We start from the raw sequence: 15,493 nt of genomic DNA, 5'->3' as shown, positions 1-15,493 counted from the left end.
CGGGGAGACCCGGACGGACATCGCCGAATGTGACGCGCGCAATCCTCACGAGACCGTGACGTCTCGGACGGCGCGGTACCCCGGACTGTCGTAGATACTGTGCGAAGGTTTAGGGTTCGGCTGCCCGCTGCCTTGACACCCTATCTGCGGGCCCGGACCAGAAGCGACAGCGCGGTGTGCAGCAAGGCCGGGAGGGGCTTTTCAGAGCACACACACGCTTTTGGGGGGCTTTGACCTATGGACCCGAACACCCGGGGACCCGAGGAGTACGGCCACGACGGCGACAACGAGCCGCCGCGTCAGCGCCCGCCCAGGGAACCCCTCACACCCGACTTCAGTCAGCACGCGCCCGCGCTCGCCCGCACGGTGCAGCTCGTCTCCGGCGACTTCCTGCTGACCGTCAACCCCGTCGACGGCAGCGAGATAGAGGTCTGCCCGCCCGCCGAACGCCCCGCCCGGCCGGTGAAGCTCACGGCGGCGGAGCGCGCCGAGGCCGAGCGCGCGGCCCGGCCGCCCGTCCCGCCCGGCCCCGCGCAGCCCAGCCTGCCGCTGCTGGCCCGCCAGGACGAACGCGAGCGACTGGTGCGCCTGCTCGCCCGCGGCCGCTCGGTCCGTCTGACCGGCCCCGCCGGCTGCGGCCGCACCCGCCTCCTCGACCTCGTCGGCGAGGACTGCTCCGACCTCGCCCCCGACGGCGTCGTCCGCCTGAACGGCCTCGGCCGCACCTCCGGCGACCTGCTCCACGACCTCTTCTACGCGGTCTACAACGCCCCCCTGCACCGCCCGGAACGGGATGAACTGCTCACCTATGTCCGGGAGATCGGCGCGGTCGTCGTCGTCGACGACCTGGAGTTCGGCGGCGCCGCGCTCGACGAGCTGCTGGAGGCCACCCCCGAGTGCGCCTTCCTGCTCGGCGCCACGCCGGACGTGCCGGCGCCCTCCGCCGACGCCGCCGTCGATGAGGTCATCCTCGGCGGCCTGGAGCGCGCTGCCGGGCTCGACCTGCTGGAACACGCCGTCGGCCGGCCCCTCACCGACGAGGAGTCCAACTGGGCGGGCGACCTCTGGTTCGAGTCCGAGGGCCTGCCGCTGCGCTTCGTGCAGGCCGGCGCCCTGCTGCGGCAGCGCGACCGGCTGCGCGCCGGGACCAGCGCCGTCGACGAGTTCGGCGTCTTCGAGGACGCGCCCCCGGCCGACGCCGCCGACGCCTGCGACCCCGCCGACGGCGACGACATGCCCCTGCCCTCGCTGGGTGAGGCCGCCGCGGCCGCGCCGCTGCTCGCCTCCCGGCTGAGCGCCTCCGCGCGCGCCACCCTGCGCTTCGCCGTCGCCCTCGGCGGTGAGGTCCCGCACCAGGCGCATCTGCCCGCGCTGGTCGGTGACACCCATGCGGACGCCGCGCTCGGCGAACTGGCCTCCTGCGGCCTGGTTTCCCCGGTCGGCTCCCGCTACCGGCTCGCCGCCGGTGTCCTGACCCAGCTGGAGGCCGCCGGATACGCCGACGAGACCGAGGCCGGCGCCCGCAGCGCCGCCCAGCACTACTCCTGGTGGGCCGGGCACCCCTCGGTCACCCCGGAGCGCGTGTGCGCGGAGGCCGACGCCCTCCTCGCCGCCCTGGCCGTGCTCGGGCCGCTCACCAGCCCGCCCGCCGAGGGTGAGGAGAGCCCGGCCCTGCACCTGGCGCGCACCGCCGCGCCCGCGTTCGCCGCCGGACTGCACTGGAGCGCCTGGGAAAGCGCCCTGTACGCCGGCGCCGAGGCCGCCCGGCTCGCCGGCGATGTCGCCGAACGGGCCTACTTCCACCACGAACTCGGCATCCTCGCCCTGTGCGGCGGACAGCTCGACCGGGCCCAGGCCGAACTGGAGGCCTCGATCGGCCTGCGCGGCTCCCTCTCCGACAAGCGCGGCACCGTCGCCGGCCGTCGTGCCCTCGCCCTGGTCGCCGACCGCTCGGGCACGCCCATCGGGCTCGGGCCGACCGCGGGGGAGGAGGTGCCCGACGCCCGGTACGAGGAGTCGGCGTCCCCGGCCGGTGGCGTGCCGGCGGCCTTCCCGACCCTCCAGCAGCCGCCCTCGCCGGAGCTGGTCACCCGCCAGGGCCCGCCTGCGTCCTCACGCAAGGCGCGGGGCGGCCTCAAGGGCCTGGCCCGGCGCAACCTCGTGGCCTCCGGCGCCGGTGCCCTGCTCGTCGCCGTGCTCGGCACGGTGGTCACCCTCGGCGCCACATCCGACAAGGAGGCGAACCCGCCGTCCGACCAGGTCGGCGTCAACCCCTCGGCCAGCCAGGGCGCAGACGACGGCGGTCTGGGCGCCGACCGCCCGGCGAACGACTCCAACGGCGACCCGGGCGCTGCGACGAGCCGCCCCACCGACCCGGGGCCGGACGGCACACCGGGCACCCCGGACGATCCGACGCCGACGGGCGGTCCCAGCGGGTCCCCGAGCCCCAGCGACTCCGGATCGACGCCGAGGCCGCCGACGACCTCCAAGCCGCCGGCCACGTCCCAGCCGCCGACGACGTCCAAGCCTCCTACGACGTCGAAGCCGCCGTCGACGTCCAAGCCGCCGTCGACCTCCAAGCCGCCCACGTCCCAGTCGCCGACCTCGCAGCCGCCGACGTCCGAGCCGCCGACCACGCAGCCGTCCACCTCCGACACGGCCAGCGGCCCGGCGTCGAGCGCCCCCGCGAGCACCACGGCGAGCGCGCCGCAGAGCGGCCCCGACCCGGTGATGTGACAGCCGTACAGACAGCGGGGCCGGGTCCGTTCCTGGGACCCGGCCCTGTTCGTCGTGTACGTACGGTGTCTCAGAACAGCCGCAGCTTGTCGTCCTCGATGCCCCGCAGCGCGTCGTAGTCGAGGACCTGGCAGCCGATGCCGCGGTCGGTCGCGAGCACGCGGGCCTGGGGCTTGATCTCCTGCGCGGCGAAGATGCCGCGGACCGGGGCGAGATGGGGATCGCGGTTCAGCAGCTCCAGATAGCGCGTCAGCTGCTCCACGCCGTCGATCTCACCGCGCCGCTTGATCTCCACCGCGACGGTCTTGCCGTCGGCGTCCCGGCACAGGATGTCGACCGGCCCGATGGCCGTCGGGTACTCGCGGCGGATGAGGGTGTAGCCGTCGCCGAGTGTCTCGATGCGGTCGGCGAGCAGCTCCTGGAGGTGCGCTTCCACGCCGTCCTTGATCAGGCCCGGATCGACGCCCAGTTCGTGCGAGGAGTCGTGGAGGACTTCCTCCATCGTGATGATGAGCTTCTCGCCCGCCTTGTTGACGACGGTCCAGACGCCCTCATCCTCGCCGGTGCCCTCCTTCAGCGTGCAGGGCGGCGACATCCAGTTCAGGGGCTTGTAGGCCCGGTCGTCGGCGTGGATCGAGACGCTGCCGTCCGCCTTCACCAGGATCAGGCGCGGGGCCGAGGGAAGGTGGGCGGTGAGCCGCCCGGCGTAGTCCACGGAGCAGCGGGCAATGACGAGACGCATGGTCGGCAACGCTACTCGACGGGCAGGTGTCGACGCGATTCGCCCTGGAAAACGCGTGTTCGGTGTTGGCCGATTGTGTGCAGGGTGTGGTCATTCAGAGTGCCTCATCTGTGCATTCTCCTGGTGTGGTCACCGTCGGTTGCTTACGGTGTGAACGGGAGGTCGCGATGTGTGTACGCAGCGTGTCCGGTATCGCGAACTCCCTCATCTGTCCGGCAACCCCTGCCCGTCGGGCGGGGGTGCGAGAGGAGAACTCATGTCGCTCGACGTCTCACCGGCCCTACTCGAACAGGCCGAGCGAGGCGAGGTCGACGAAGCGGAATTCGTCGACTGCGTCCGGACCTCCCTGCCCTATGCGTGGGAGATGATCAGCTCCCTGGTGGCCCAGCTGAAGGTGGACGGCGGTGCGTTCGCCGACAACCAGACGCCTCCGCCGGACGAGCAGGCACGCGGTCAGTTGCTGCGTGCGCTTGCGAGTGACGCGATACGCGGCGCGCTGCAGCGGCACTTCGGTGTGCGACTGGCCTTCCAGAACTGCCACCGGGTGGCCGTGTTCCCGCTTGACTCCTCGGTCGACGAGACGCTGGGCCGCTTCACGTCGGTCCGCAGCCAGGTGCTCAACCAGTCACCCGAGTTCCGGGACTGCTGACGCGGCGCCGTTCGCTTGCCGCTCCGTACGCGGGAGGTGCAGTTCTGCACCGGAGCGGCAAGCCCCAGGAACCCACCGCGTCGTCAGGCGAGTTGGGGGAGCACCTCGGCCCCCAGCCGCCGTACGTTCTCCTCCGTCGCCGCCAGGTCCCCGGAGCCCTCGACGAGCAGGGCGAAGCGGGAGATGCCGGTCCGCTCGCGGGTCGCCGCCAGCCGGTCGGCGCACAGCCGCGGGGTGCCCACCGGGTGCAGCCCGCAGAGCAGTTCGGTGTACGCCAGCGGGTCGCGCATCCGGCGCGTGCGCCCGTCGACCGTGACATGTGCCTCCAGGCCCTGCTTCAGCCAGCCCGGCATCGCCTTCAGCAGGGTCTGTGCCGCGTCGACCCGCCGGTCCGCGATCTGGCAGACGCCCGCCGACACATGGGACGCGCGGCGGATTTCCTCCGCCGGCCGGCCGCACGCCCGCGCGTGCTGCCGCCACAGGGCTACCATCTCGGCCTTCTCCTCGTCCCCCACATGCATACCGAGCAGCATCGACAGACCGTGCTCGGCCGCCAGGCGCACACTCGCCGGGGACGTGCACGCGACGACGAGCTCGGGCCCCTCGGCCTCGGTCAGGGCCTCCGACGGCCGGGGCACGACCGGGACTTCACGGAAGCGGAAGCGCTCCCCGTCGGCCGCCACCGACGCGTCGCGCAGCCAGCGCACCAGGACGTCCAGGGACTCCGGGAACCCCTTCTCGTACGCCTCCAGGCCCGCGCCGAACACCTCCAGGTCGACCCACGGGCCGCCACGCCCGACGCCGAGAGTGAAACGGCCGTCGCTCGTGTGGTGCAGCAGCGCGGCCTGTTCGCCGAGGGTCACGGGGTGGGTGGTGGGCAGCACGCTGACCGCCGTACCGACCCGGATGCGGCGGGTGCGGCCGAGCAGCAGGGCGGCCAGGGTGACGGCCGACGGGCACGTGCCGTACGGCACGAAGTGGTGCTCGGCCAGCCAGACCGTGTCGAGCCCGGCCTCCTCGGCGACCTCGGCCGAGCGGACCGCGCGGTGCAGCGCCTCTCCCTCGCCCTGACCGGGGAACTGGGCCGCCAACACGAAACTTCCAACGCGCATTGCTTTCCTGCTTCCTTGGCTCCGACACGGAGCTCCCCCACAGGGCATAACCGTCTGACACGTGCCGAGGACACGGCCGGGCGGGGTAATTTGCGGATTGTCTGCAGAATGGGCCGTTCCGCGGGAGCCCGGGGAGACCTTGGCGGGGGCCCGCCTCGCCCGGGCAACTTGCGACGATCGGTGGCGTACGTGTACCCCCCTCCGCGCCGCGTAGGCTGGACACACCCCGTGTCCTGTATAGCCCCGAGAGGTGTCCCGTGTCCCCGCGTCGCAACCGACCCAAGGGCGCCGCTTCGTCCGGCCGGAGCGCCGAGGACGACCGCCCCGGCCGCTACGGCGGCTGGCAGTCCTCGGAGAACTGGCAGGGCGAGAGCTGGAGCGTGCGGCATGTGGCCGGCGCGAGCGCGCAGGGCAAGTCGTACCGCTGCCCCGGCTGCGACCAGTTGATCCCGGACGGGGTGCCGCACGTGGTGGCCTGGTCCGAGCACACGGGCGTCGACGACCGCCGGCACTGGCACAAGGCCTGCTGGAACGCGCGGGACCGCCGCACCCCGGGGGTGCGGCGGTCCCGTAACGCGCCCAGGTTCTGACGGGACTCAGACGTCCCGCTTCTCCAGCAGGGCGAAGGCGGCGGCGAACGCGACGGCCGTCGCGCCGAGGATGATCCACAGCGGGTCCCAGCCGGACGGGCCGGACTCGCTGAGGGATGCGGAGTAGAAGACGCTGAGCTGGTTCGGGATCGAGTACTCGAGCAGGGCGTCGCGGACGGCCGACAGCGACTCCGAGAACATGAACAGCGCGATCACCAGCGGGGCGAGCACAGTGCCGATCATGATGGTGATGGCGCCCGCCGAGTGCCGGATGATCGAGCCGACGGCGAGCGAGAGCAGGCCCAACAGAGCGATGTAGGCCGACATGCCGACCGTGGCCTTCAGCCACTCCCCGCCGGAGGGGGACCTGACGCCGTCGCCCTCCAGCATGGCCACGTGCAGGAAGGCGACGAGGGACGCGGACACCAGCGTCACCACGAACGCGACCAGGAAGAACACGATGCCCTTCGCCGCGAGCACCCGGCCCCGGCTCGGGCACGCGACCATCGTGGTGCGCACCATGCCCGTGCCGTACTCCGAGGCCGTGGTCAGCACGCCCAGCGTGATGACGCACATGCTGCCGAGCAGCAGCCCGAAGAAGCCCAGGCCGAGCGGGCTCTCGCCGGACAGCGCCGGGTCGGAGTTCGCCACCACCACGCCGGTCAGCGTGCCGATGCCGATGACGAGCAGGACGAACACGCCGAGCGTCCACATCGTGGAGCGCACGGACCTGATCTTCGTCCACTCGGAGGCGATGGCGTGCCCGAGGTGAGTCCGCACGACCGGGATCGGCGAGGTGTAACCGGAGTACGAAGAACCGGACGCCGCATCCCAGGCGGGCGCGGCCGGCGGCATCGGAGGCTGGGGGCTGCTCATCGGAGGTCCTCGGGCTTGGTCAGGTCGGAGGTCGGGGCGGGCGCCGGCGCGGTGTACGCGGCGGGTGCCCGCGGGGTCGGCCGGGCTGCCTGCTGCACGGGTGCCGACCGGTCGGCCGACGGCCCGGGTGCGTCTGCCCGGAGCGCGGGCCGGGCGGAGGCCGGGAGCGCTGCGGGGCTGCTCATCGGGCGTCCTCGGGCTTGGTCAGGTGAGGGGCCGGGGCGGAGGGCGACGGCGCGGGCGCCGGGGCCGCGGGGCCGCCCTGTGGGGCCCGGCCTGTCGCCTGCGCGGGCCCGGTGCCTGCCTGCGGCGCCTGCGCGGCGGGCATGGCCGGGGCTTGGGGCCGGCCGGCGGGTGCGGGCCGCGCGGGCGGCTGCGGTGGCTGACCCGTCGGCTGGGCGTACGGGTTGGGGGTTTGCGGGCCGGAGGCGGCAGGGGTGGCCGAAGCGGGGGCTCCCGGGGTGCCGGGCGCGCCGTACGGGGCGCCCTGCGGCGGCATCGTGTGCTGGGGCGGCGGCGGGGCGTACCAGTCGGGCTGACCCTGGCCGGGGACCGGCATCGGGGGCTGTGCCCCGGGCGGCAGCGGCTGCTGGAGGCCTTCCTTCTGGTCGATGGTCGAGCGGTAGTCGACGGCGCCCTGCGTCATCCGCATGTACGCCTCCTCCAGCGAGGCCTGGTGCGGCGACAGTTCCCACAGCCGGACGCCGTGGTCGTGCGCGATGTCGCTGATGCGGGGGAGCGGCAGCCCTGTCACGCGCAGCGCGCCGTCCTGCTCGGGCAGCACGTGCCCGCCCGACTCGGTGAGCGCGGCCGACAGCTTCTCGCGCTGCTGCGGCTCGGTGTCCGGCGTACGGACCCGGGCGAAGTCGGCGGAGTTCGCGGAGATGAAGGCCGTCACGCTCATGTCGGCCAGGAGCTGCCCGCGCCCGATGACGATGAGATGGTCGGCGGTCAGCGCCATCTCGCTCATCAGATGGGAGGAGACGAAGACCGTACGGCCCTCCGCCGCCAGCGCCTTCATCAGGTTGCGCACCCACAGGATGCCCTCGGGGTCGAGGCCGTTGACCGGCTCGTCGAACAGCAGCACCTGAGGGTCGCCGAGCAGCGCGGCGGCGATGCCCAGCCGCTGTCCCATCCCGAGGGAGAAGCCCTTGGACCGCTTCTTCGCCACGTCCTGGAGGCCGACGACGCCGAGTACCTCGTCCACCCGCCGGGCCGGGATGCCCGACAGCTGGGCCAGGCACAGCAGGTGGTTGCGGGCGGCCCGGCCCCCGTGCACGGCCTTGGCGTCCAGCAGGGCACCGACCTGACGGGGGGCGTTGGGCAGCTTGCGGTACGGATAGCCGCCGATCGTCACGTGCCCGGCCGTCGGGTTGTCCAGGCCGAGGATCATCCGCATCGTCGTCGACTTGCCTGAGCCGTTCGGTCCGAGGAAGCCCGTGACGGCCCCCGGCCGCACCTGGAAGGAAAGGTTGTACACGGCGGTCTTGTCGCCGTAGCGCTTCGTCAGGCCGACTGCTTCGATCATGCTCCGCACCCATCGCAAGGTTCAGGACAGCGGGGCACACGCCCCCGTAAGGGTTAGGAGGATATCGAGGCGCTGACGGTTCCGCCCAAATGAAAGTAAAGGGGAGAGCGCGACGCGCCCCGGCAGCCCCCGGGGCGCGCTCCCTAGGCGTCGCGCTTCTTCAGCAGCACGTACCCGCCGGCCAGCGCCGCGAGCACCCACAACCCCATGATCCCGAGGCCGCCCCACGGCCCGTACGGGACGCCGTCGTCGACGGGCGTGACCACCTGCATGATCCGGCTGCCGGCCTGGTCGGGCAGGAACCGGCCGACCTTCTTCGTCGCGTCGACGTTGCCCAGGATGTTGGAGATCAGGAAGAAGAACGGCATCAGGATGCCCAGGGACAGCATCGGCGAGCGCAGCATCGCGGCGACGCCCATGGAGAACATCGCGATCAGGGCCATGTAGAGGCCCCCGCCGAACACCGCCCGCAGCACCCCCGGGTCGCCGATCTCCGCCCGGTGCTCGCCGAGCATCGCCTGCCCCAGGAAGAAGGCGGTGAAGCTGGTGACGAGACCGACCAGGAGAGCGAGACCGGTGGCCACCGCGATCTTGCTGAACAGGAAGGAGCCGCGCTGCGGCACCGCGGCCAGGGAGGTGCGGATCATGCCGGTGCTGTACTCGTTCGACACCACCAGCACACCGAACACGATCATCGCGAGCTGACCGAGACTCATCCCCGCGAAACTGATGAACGTCGGATCGAACTCCGCCCGCTCCCGCGCGCCCATGGAGTCGAACTCGTTCTTGGACAGGGCCGAGATCAGCATCCCGAGGGCGACCGTCACGACCACCACCAGCGAGAGGGTCCACACCGTGGACGCCACCGACCGGATCTTCGTCCACTCCGACCGTACGACCTGAGTCGTCGCCATGCTCAGCCCTTCTTCCAGCCGTCGCCCCACTGCTGCCCCGATGGCTCGGGGCTCGGCACGCTCGTCCCGCTGTGCGCGTGGTACTCCACCGACTCCGCGGTCAGCTGCATGAACGCCTCCTCCAGCGACGCCTGCTGCGGGCTCAGCTCATGCAGCGTCACCCCGTGCTGCGCCGCCAGCTCACCGATGTGCTCGGCCTTGCCGCCGTCCACCTCCAGCACCCCGTCACCGCCCTCGACGGCCACGATCCCGGCCTGGTGCAGCACGTCGAGCAGCCGCTCGCGCTGCGGGCTGCGGACCCGGACGTACGACCGTGAGTTGCGCGCGATGAAGTCGGCCATGGAGGTGTCCGCTAGCAGCCGCCCCTGACCGATGACGACGAGGTGGTCGGCGGTCAGCGCCATCTCGCTCATCAGATGGGAGGAGACGAACACGGTCCGGCCCTGTGCCGCCAGGGACTTCATCAGGGTGCGGATCCAGTGGATGCCCTCGGGGTCGAGGCCGTTGACCGGCTCGTCGAACATCAGGATCCGCGGATCGCCGAGCAGCGCGGCCGCGATGCCGAGCCGCTGCCCCATGCCCATCGAGAAGCCCTTGGTCTTCTTCTTCGCGACCGACGTCAGCCCGACCGTCTCCAGCACCTCCCGCACCCGGCTGGGCGGGATGCCGTTGCTCTGGGCGAGGCACAGCAGGTGGTTGTAGGCGCTGCGCCCGCCGTGCCAGGCCTTGGCCTCCAGCAGGGCGCCGATGTACGTCAGCGGGTCCTTGAGCTGCTGGTAGTGCGTGCCGTCGATACGGACGTCGCCGGCGGTCGGATGGTCGAGACCCAGGATCATCCGCATGGTCGTGGACTTGCCCGCGCCGTTGGGCCCGAGGAAGCCGGTGACGATGCCCGGTCTGACGGTGAAGGACAGGTTGTTGACCGCCACCTTCTCGCCGTACCGCTTGGTCAGCCCCTCGAGCTCAATCATGCCGCCACGCTAGAACGGGACAAAGCCCTCTGCCACCGGAGCGGCAGAGGGCTTTGCGGAGATTCAGACTCCGTATCCCGGGTCGTTACCGGGACTGCTGGGCCGGGACCCCGCGGGAGATCGGCTCGTCCTCGGCCGGCGTACCGGCGGCGGCCACCGCGGCGCCCGTGAGCGTGGCGAGCATCTCGCGGACGTTCGTCAGCTGGGCGTTGATGCTGTCGCGGCGGTTGGTGAGGGCCGCGAGCTCGCGCTCGGATTCCGAACGGATGCGGTCGGCCTTGGCGTTCGCGTCGGCCACGATGTCCTCGGCCTGGCGCTGGGCCGTCTCCACCGTCTGGCGGGCGCGGCGCTCGGCGTCCGTGCGCAGCTTCTCCGCCTCCAGGCGGAGCTGCTCGGCGCGGTGCTCGATCTCGGCGAGGCGCTTCTCGGCCTTGGCCTGACGGGACGCCAGGTCACGCTCGGACTGCTCGCGGCGCTTGGCGAGGTTCGTCTCGAAGTCGGCGGCGGCCTGCGCGGCCTTGGCGCGGGTCTCCTCGAAGAGGGCGTCCGCCTCCTCGCGCTTGGACTGCGCGTCCTTCTGCGCCTCGGAACGCAGCTGGGCGGCGTCGCTCTTGGCCTTCTCGACGATCCGCAGGCCCTCGTCCTCGGCCTTGGCCTTGCGCTCCGCCGAGTACGACTCGGCGTCGTTGCGCACCTGCTGGGCCGCCGACTCGGCGAGCTCGCGGTGCTGCTCGGCCGCGCGCCGGGCCTCCTCGCGCAGGTCCTTCGCCTCTTCCTCGGCGAGGCGGAGGATCTTCTCCACCCGCGCGCCGAGACCCGCGTACGACGGCTCGGAGTCGGTGATCTGAGCCTGGGCGTTCTGCGTCTCGAGGTGGAGCTCTTCGATGCGCTTTTCCAGAGCGGTGATGCGGGCGAGAGCGCTGTCACGGTCGGAGACGAGCTTGGAGATACGTTCGTCCACCTGAGCGCGGTCGTATCCACGCCGCACAAGCTCGAAGCCGTAGGGGGAAGTGTCGCTCATGGGGTTCCTGTCGAATGAGACCGGTGAGGTGATAGGTGGAATCCTAGGGGCCGAAACGGTGTGTCATCGAGCGGATGCGCGTTTGGTCTGCAAAATGAGACCCCTTTTGAGTGGCTGACCCCGGGACCGCTTGCCAAAGACCTGGCCAAAGGCTCCAGCACACACCCGTTTCGCCCCGGTTCGCTAGCTATCCGTGGACTTGCCACCCGAACGGGGTGCGCCGACTGTTGCGCCTGCCTTGACTCCGTTGTCCTTGGCCGGGGACGGGGCCTCGAAGGATTCCAACGCTTCCAGGACGTCCTGGACACGGGAGATCTCGGCGTTGATGTCCTCGCGTCGGCGGACCAGGACCTCCAGCTCGCGCTTGCCCTCCTCGACCGTGCGCTTGGCCTCGCGGATCGCCTCGGCCTTGAGCTCCTCGGCCTCCCGGACCAGCGTGGCCTTCTTCTGCTCGGCCTCCTTGAGCAGCCCCTCGGCCTTCTTCACCGCGGCGATACGGACCTTGCCCGCCTCCGAGTTGGCCTCCGAGACGATCTCCTTGGCCTTCGCCTGCGCCTTCGCGAGCTGCTCCTCGGCCGCCTTGACGAGCGCGTCGCAGCGGTCGCCCGCCGACTTCATCGTCTCGGCCGACTCCCGGCGGGCCCGCTCGTGCAGCTCCTCGATCTCCGCCGTGATGCGGTCGCGCAGCTCCTCGGCACGCTCCCGGATCTGCGTGGCGTCCCGGCGCGCGCCGACCAGCAGCTCGTCCGCGTCCGTACGGGCCTTCTCCACCCTGGAGTTGCCCTCGACCGTCGCCTCGGACACGAGCCGGTCGGCCTCCTTGCGGGCCGCGCCCACCATCGTGTCGGCCTGCGACTCGGCCTCCGCGGTGGTCTTGTGCGCCTGCTGCTGCGCCTCCGTGAGCAGCTTGTCGGCCTCCGCCGTGGTCTCCGTGATGAGCTTGTCGACCTGCTCGGCCGCCTCGGAGCGCCGCTTGTTGGCGTCCTTGCGGGCCTCGTCCAGCGTCCGGTCGGCCTCCTCGCGCGCGGAGTTGACGAGCCGTTCGGCCTCCGCCTCGGCGTCCGCCTTGACGCGCTCGGCCTCGCCGCGGACCCGCTCGGCGTGCTGCTGCGCCGCCCCGACCGTCTCGGCGGCCTCGGCCCGCAGCCGCTCCGCCTCGTCCGTGGCCTCCCCGACCAGCTGGTCGGCCTTGGCGACCGACTCGGCCCGCAGCCGCTCGGCCTCCGCGGCCGCCTCGGAACGCAGGCGCTCCGCCTCGGAGACTGCCTCCGTACGGACCCGCTCGGCCTCGGCGACCGTCTCCATCCGCAGCCGGTCGGTCTCCTGGACCGTCTCGGTCGTGAGCCGCTCCGCCTCGTGGCGCGCCTCGGTGATGAGGGTGTCCGCCTGCGTCGCCGCGTCCGAGCGGATGCGGTTGGCGTCCTCGCGGGCGTCCGCCCGGGTGCGCGAGGCGCTCTGCTCGGCCTCCGCGATGGCGTCCGACGCCTCCGTGCGCACCCGCTGGGCGTGCTCGGCGACGTCCGCGCGGATGCGCTCCGCCTCCGCGATCGCCTCGGACATCGTCCGCTCGGCGAGCGCCTTGGCGGCCTCGGACTCCTCGTGCGCCTCGCGCCGCAGCCGGCCGGCGTCCTCGCTCGCCCGCTCCCGCTCGGCGTAGGCGTCGGAGCGGACCCGGTCCGCCTCCTCCTGCGCCTCGCGCCGCGTACGGTCCGCCGCGTGCTCGGCGGCGCTGCGCAGCCCGGCGATCTCCTCCTGCGCCTGCTCGTGCAGCCCCGCGACGGAGTCCCGGACCTGCTGCGCGTGCTGCTCGGCCGCCGACACCATCTCCGTGGCACGCCGGTCGGCCTCCTCGACCAGCCGGATGGCCTCGGTCTGCGCCTCCTCCACGCGCGTGCGCGCGGAGGCCAGCAGCTCCTCGCTCTGCTCGCGGGCCCGCTCGCGCTCCTGGTCGGCCTCCTGCCGGGCGCTGCCGAGGAGTTCCTCGGCCTCCCGGCGGCGCCGGTTGGCCTCCTCCTGCGCGGCGGCCAGCGTCTCGGACGCCTCCGTGGCCAGCCGCTCGGCGGCGGCCTGCGCCTCCGCGCGCACCCGGTCGGCGCTCTCCTGCGCCTCCGACTTTAGCCGCTCGGCCTCGCTCGCGGCCTCCGACCGCAGGCGCACGGCGACGGCCTCGCCCTCGGCGCGCGCGGCCGACGCGTCGGACGCGGCCTCGTCGCGCAGCCGCTCGGCCTCCGCCTCGGCCTGCTGCTGGAGCGCACGGATCCGCTCGGCGGCCTCGGCACGCAGCCGCTCGTTCTCCTCGGCGGCCTCGCGGCGGATCCGCGCGGCCTCCTCACGGGCGTCGGACAGCGCCTGTTCGGCCGCCGTCAGCCGCTCCTCCGCCTCCGTCTGGAGCCGCGTCAGCTCCTGGGCGGCCTCCGTGCGACGGGTCTCCACGGCCCGCTCGGTCTCCTCGTGCAGCTCGCGCGCCGCACGCTCGGCGTCCGCCTTGAGGGCCTCGGCCTGCTCGATGACCTCCTCGCGGTGGCGCTCGGCCTCCTGCCGGGTGCGCTGAAGGGTCTCCTCGGCCTGCCGGCGCAGCGTCGTCGCCCGCTCGATGGCCTCGGTGCGGACCTTCTCGCTGTCCGTCTGGGCCGTCGTGCGCAGCTCGTCCGCGTCCGCCTTCGCCTTGGCGAGCAGTTCCTCGGCGGACCTCGCGGCCTCCTCGATCTGCGCCACGGCCTCCTTGCGGGCCTCGGCGCGGATCTTCTCGCCCTCTTCGACCGCGTCCGACCGCAGCTGCTCGGCCTCGCCGCGCAGCCGGCGGGCCTCCTCCTGCAGCTCGACCGTCTTGGCGCGGTACTCCTTGGTGTCGTCCTTCGCCGCGCCCTTGAGCTGCTCGGCGATGTCATGCGCCTCGGCCCGCAGCCGGTCCGCCTCGGCCTCGGCCTCCCTGCGGATCCGCTCGGCCTCCTCGGCCGCGGCCTTGGTGGTCTTCTTGGCGTCCTCCGACGCCTTGGTGAGGACCTCTTCGGCGGTCTTGGCCGCCTTGGACAGCTGGGTCGCGGTCTCCTCGGCCGTGAGCGTACGGGCCTTCTCGGAGGCCTCCGCGACGATCTTCTCCGCCTCGGCGCGGGCGTCCGCGACGAGCTGCTCGGCCTCGGACTTGGTGTTCTCGGCCTCCTTCGTGGCCTCCTCGACCAGCCGGGCGACCTGCTCCTTGGCGGTGCGTGTCCGCGTCTCGTTCGCGGACTCCGCGCTCGCCAGGGCCTTGGCGGCGGCCTCCTTGGCCTCCGCGACCACCTTCTCCGACTCGGCCTGCGCCTTACGCAGCGCCTCCTCGGCCTCCGCCATCCGCTGCTCGGCGGCCTTGCTCAGCTCCTGGGCCTGGCGGCGCGCGGACTCCGACTCGCTGGCCGTGGACGTCCGCAGCTGCTCGGCGTGGTCGGTGGCCTCCTGGGCCTGGGTGGAGGCGGCGTTGAGCAGCCGCTCGGCGTCCGTGCGGGCACGCCGCAGGATCTGCTCGGCCTCGGTCCGGGCCTCCTCGGCGGCGCTGGTGAGCCGCTGCCGGGCCTCGGTCGTCAGCCGCTCGGCCTCCGAGCGGGCGGTGGCCAGGGCCTGCTCGGCCTCGGCGCGGGACTCCTCCAGCAGCCGGCGGGCCTGCTGCTCGGTGCGGGCCCGCAGCTGCTCGGCCCACGCCACGTTCTCGTTGACGTGCGACTCGACCGTCTGGCGGCGCTCGGCCAGCTCCTGGTCCAGCTGCTGGCGCCGCGTCACCGCCTCCTGGTGCAGCTCCGCCTGGAGCCGGGCCGCCTGCTCGGCGTGCTCCTGGAGGATCCGCTGGGTCTGGGCCCGGGCCTCGCTCAGCTCGCGGTCGGCGTCCGCGCGGATCTGGTCGGCCTGCATCTGCGCGTTGCGCAGCAACTGCTCGGCCTGCCAGCCGATGTCGCCGCCGTCGAAAGAGGGCCGGGACATGATGGTGCGCCGCGCCTCGTGCAGCTTGGCGCGCAGCACCTCGACCTGGTAGCCGAGGTCCTCGGCGTGCTGGATCGCCTTTTCCCGCTCGGTCTTCAGCCGCTTCATCTCGGCTTCGAACCGAGAGAGGTGGTCGACGTCAGCCGCCGGCTCTCGCTCCTGGCTCTCGTAGCCCCGCACTGCGCGGTCCCATCCGTCCCCTGGTCGCAACTCTTTCCGAACGAGCTCCGTCCATACGCCGAACGGGGCCCCCGGGGAATGGTGTCAGATCATCGGCGGAGCACGGGCTGCTGCCCCGACGCTCGTCCCCCGAAACCCGGACCCCGGTGGTCCTGCCGTCGCACGGCGGGACCGCGGTCACCCTGGACTGAGCGGCGACCGCCCCCAACCCTACCGGCCCCTA

Annotated in this window: 12 protein-coding genes; 3 read left to right on the top strand and 9 right to left on the bottom strand. The window is 72.6% G+C overall.

The annotated features are described in order from the left end of the window. Window positions 1-237 precede the first annotated feature (237 nt). A complete protein-coding gene (locus ACFZDA_RS31295) occupies window positions 238-2,736 on the top strand; it encodes an ATP-binding protein (protein WP_391088251.1) in 2,499 nt (832 codons plus the stop codon). A gap of 70 nt (window positions 2,737-2,806) precedes the next feature. Here ACFZDA_RS31295 and nucS read toward each other — a convergent pair whose 3' ends face one another. Next, entirely contained in the window at window positions 2,807-3,478 is a 672-nt protein-coding gene (nucS, locus tag ACFZDA_RS31290) for an endonuclease NucS (protein ID WP_010040116.1), read from the bottom strand. Window positions 3,479-3,734: 256 nt separating this feature from the next. Here nucS and ACFZDA_RS31285 point away from each other — a divergent pair, with 256 nt between their 5' ends. Then, window positions 3,735-4,127, top strand: coding sequence for an SCO5389 family protein (locus ACFZDA_RS31285; protein ID WP_010040113.1), 393 nt, complete (start codon window positions 3,735-3,737; stop codon window positions 4,125-4,127). Window positions 4,128-4,210: 83 nt separating this feature from the next. Here the strand turns inward: ACFZDA_RS31285 and ACFZDA_RS31280 are convergent, their stop codons facing one another. Then, a complete protein-coding gene (locus tag ACFZDA_RS31280; RefSeq protein WP_391088249.1) occupies window positions 4,211-5,239 on the bottom strand; it encodes an LLM class flavin-dependent oxidoreductase in 1,029 nt (342 codons plus the stop codon). 257 nt (window positions 5,240-5,496) lie between these two features. On the opposite strand from ACFZDA_RS31280, the gene ACFZDA_RS31275 reads away from it, so the two are divergent. After that, window positions 5,497-5,829: an ATP/GTP-binding protein gene (locus tag ACFZDA_RS31275; protein ID WP_338783186.1), complete on the top strand. Its 333-nt coding sequence runs from the start codon at window positions 5,497-5,499 to the stop codon at window positions 5,827-5,829. A 6-nt stretch (window positions 5,830-5,835) separates the two neighbouring features. Here the strand turns inward: ACFZDA_RS31275 and ACFZDA_RS31270 are convergent, their stop codons facing one another. The 7 genes from ACFZDA_RS31270 to scy all read right to left on the bottom strand — a co-directional run bounded on the left by ACFZDA_RS31270 (window position 5,836) and on the right by scy (window position 15,270). Further along, window positions 5,836-6,705, bottom strand: a complete 870-nt coding sequence (locus tag ACFZDA_RS31270; protein WP_391088247.1) for an ABC transporter permease — start codon at window positions 6,703-6,705, stop codon at window positions 5,836-5,838. Next, a complete protein-coding gene (locus ACFZDA_RS31265) occupies window positions 6,702-6,890 on the bottom strand; it encodes a hypothetical protein (RefSeq protein ID WP_391088245.1) in 189 nt (62 codons plus the stop codon). Before ACFZDA_RS31265 ends, ACFZDA_RS31270 begins: the two co-directional genes overlap by 4 nt. Next, complete coding sequence (locus tag ACFZDA_RS31260) at window positions 6,887-8,233, bottom strand: ATP-binding cassette domain-containing protein (RefSeq protein ID WP_391088244.1); 1,347 nt, start codon at window positions 8,231-8,233, stop codon at window positions 6,887-6,889. Before ACFZDA_RS31260 ends, ACFZDA_RS31265 begins: the two co-directional genes overlap by 4 nt. A 143-nt stretch (window positions 8,234-8,376) precedes the next feature. After that, window positions 8,377-9,147, bottom strand: a complete 771-nt coding sequence (locus tag ACFZDA_RS31255; RefSeq protein WP_391088243.1) for an ABC transporter permease — start codon at window positions 9,145-9,147, stop codon at window positions 8,377-8,379. Window positions 9,148-9,149: 2 nt separating this feature from the next. Continuing rightward, window positions 9,150-10,118, bottom strand: a complete 969-nt coding sequence (locus ACFZDA_RS31250) for an ATP-binding cassette domain-containing protein (RefSeq protein ID WP_391088241.1) — start codon at window positions 10,116-10,118, stop codon at window positions 9,150-9,152. A gap of 85 nt (window positions 10,119-10,203) precedes the next feature. After that, entirely contained in the window at window positions 10,204-11,139 is a 936-nt protein-coding gene (locus ACFZDA_RS31245; RefSeq protein ID WP_391088240.1) for a cellulose-binding protein, read from the bottom strand. 183 nt (window positions 11,140-11,322) lie between these two features. Further along, window positions 11,323-15,270 carry a polarized growth protein Scy gene (gene scy, locus ACFZDA_RS31240; RefSeq protein ID WP_391088238.1) on the bottom strand — a complete coding sequence of 1,316 codons (3,948 nt, stop codon included), beginning with the start codon at window positions 15,268-15,270 and terminating at the stop codon, window positions 11,323-11,325. Window positions 15,271-15,493 lie beyond the last annotated feature (223 nt).

The organism is Streptomyces sp. NPDC007991, from assembly GCF_042958445.1.
Lineage (GTDB): Bacteria > Actinomycetota > Actinomycetes > Streptomycetales > Streptomycetaceae > Streptomyces.
This window is presented reverse-complemented; position numbering and strand designations above follow the sequence as displayed.

Bases quoted from the DNA above. Each gene is read 5' to 3' on its own strand.
- ACFZDA_RS31295 (WP_391088251.1), top strand. From the start codon at position 238: ATGGACCCGAACACCCGGGGACCCGAGGAGTACGGCCACGACGGCGAC.
- nucS (WP_010040116.1), bottom strand. From the start codon at position 3,478: ATGCGTCTCGTCATTGCCCGCTGCTCCGTGGACTACGCCGGGCGGCTC.
- ACFZDA_RS31285 (WP_010040113.1), top strand. From the start codon at position 3,735: ATGTCGCTCGACGTCTCACCGGCCCTACTCGAACAGGCCGAGCGAGGC.
- ACFZDA_RS31280 (WP_391088249.1), bottom strand. From the start codon at position 5,239: ATGCGCGTTGGAAGTTTCGTGTTGGCGGCCCAGTTCCCCGGTCAGGGC.
- ACFZDA_RS31270 (WP_391088247.1), bottom strand. From the start codon at position 6,705: ATGAGCAGCCCCCAGCCTCCGATGCCGCCGGCCGCGCCCGCCTGGGAT.
- ACFZDA_RS31265 (WP_391088245.1), bottom strand. From the start codon at position 6,890: ATGAGCAGCCCCGCAGCGCTCCCGGCCTCCGCCCGGCCCGCGCTCCGG.
- ACFZDA_RS31260 (WP_391088244.1), bottom strand. From the start codon at position 8,233: ATGATCGAAGCAGTCGGCCTGACGAAGCGCTACGGCGACAAGACCGCC.
- ACFZDA_RS31255 (WP_391088243.1), bottom strand. From the start codon at position 9,147: ATGGCGACGACTCAGGTCGTACGGTCGGAGTGGACGAAGATCCGGTCG.
- ACFZDA_RS31250 (WP_391088241.1), bottom strand. From the start codon at position 10,118: ATGATTGAGCTCGAGGGGCTGACCAAGCGGTACGGCGAGAAGGTGGCG.
- ACFZDA_RS31245 (WP_391088240.1), bottom strand. From the start codon at position 11,139: ATGAGCGACACTTCCCCCTACGGCTTCGAGCTTGTGCGGCGTGGATAC.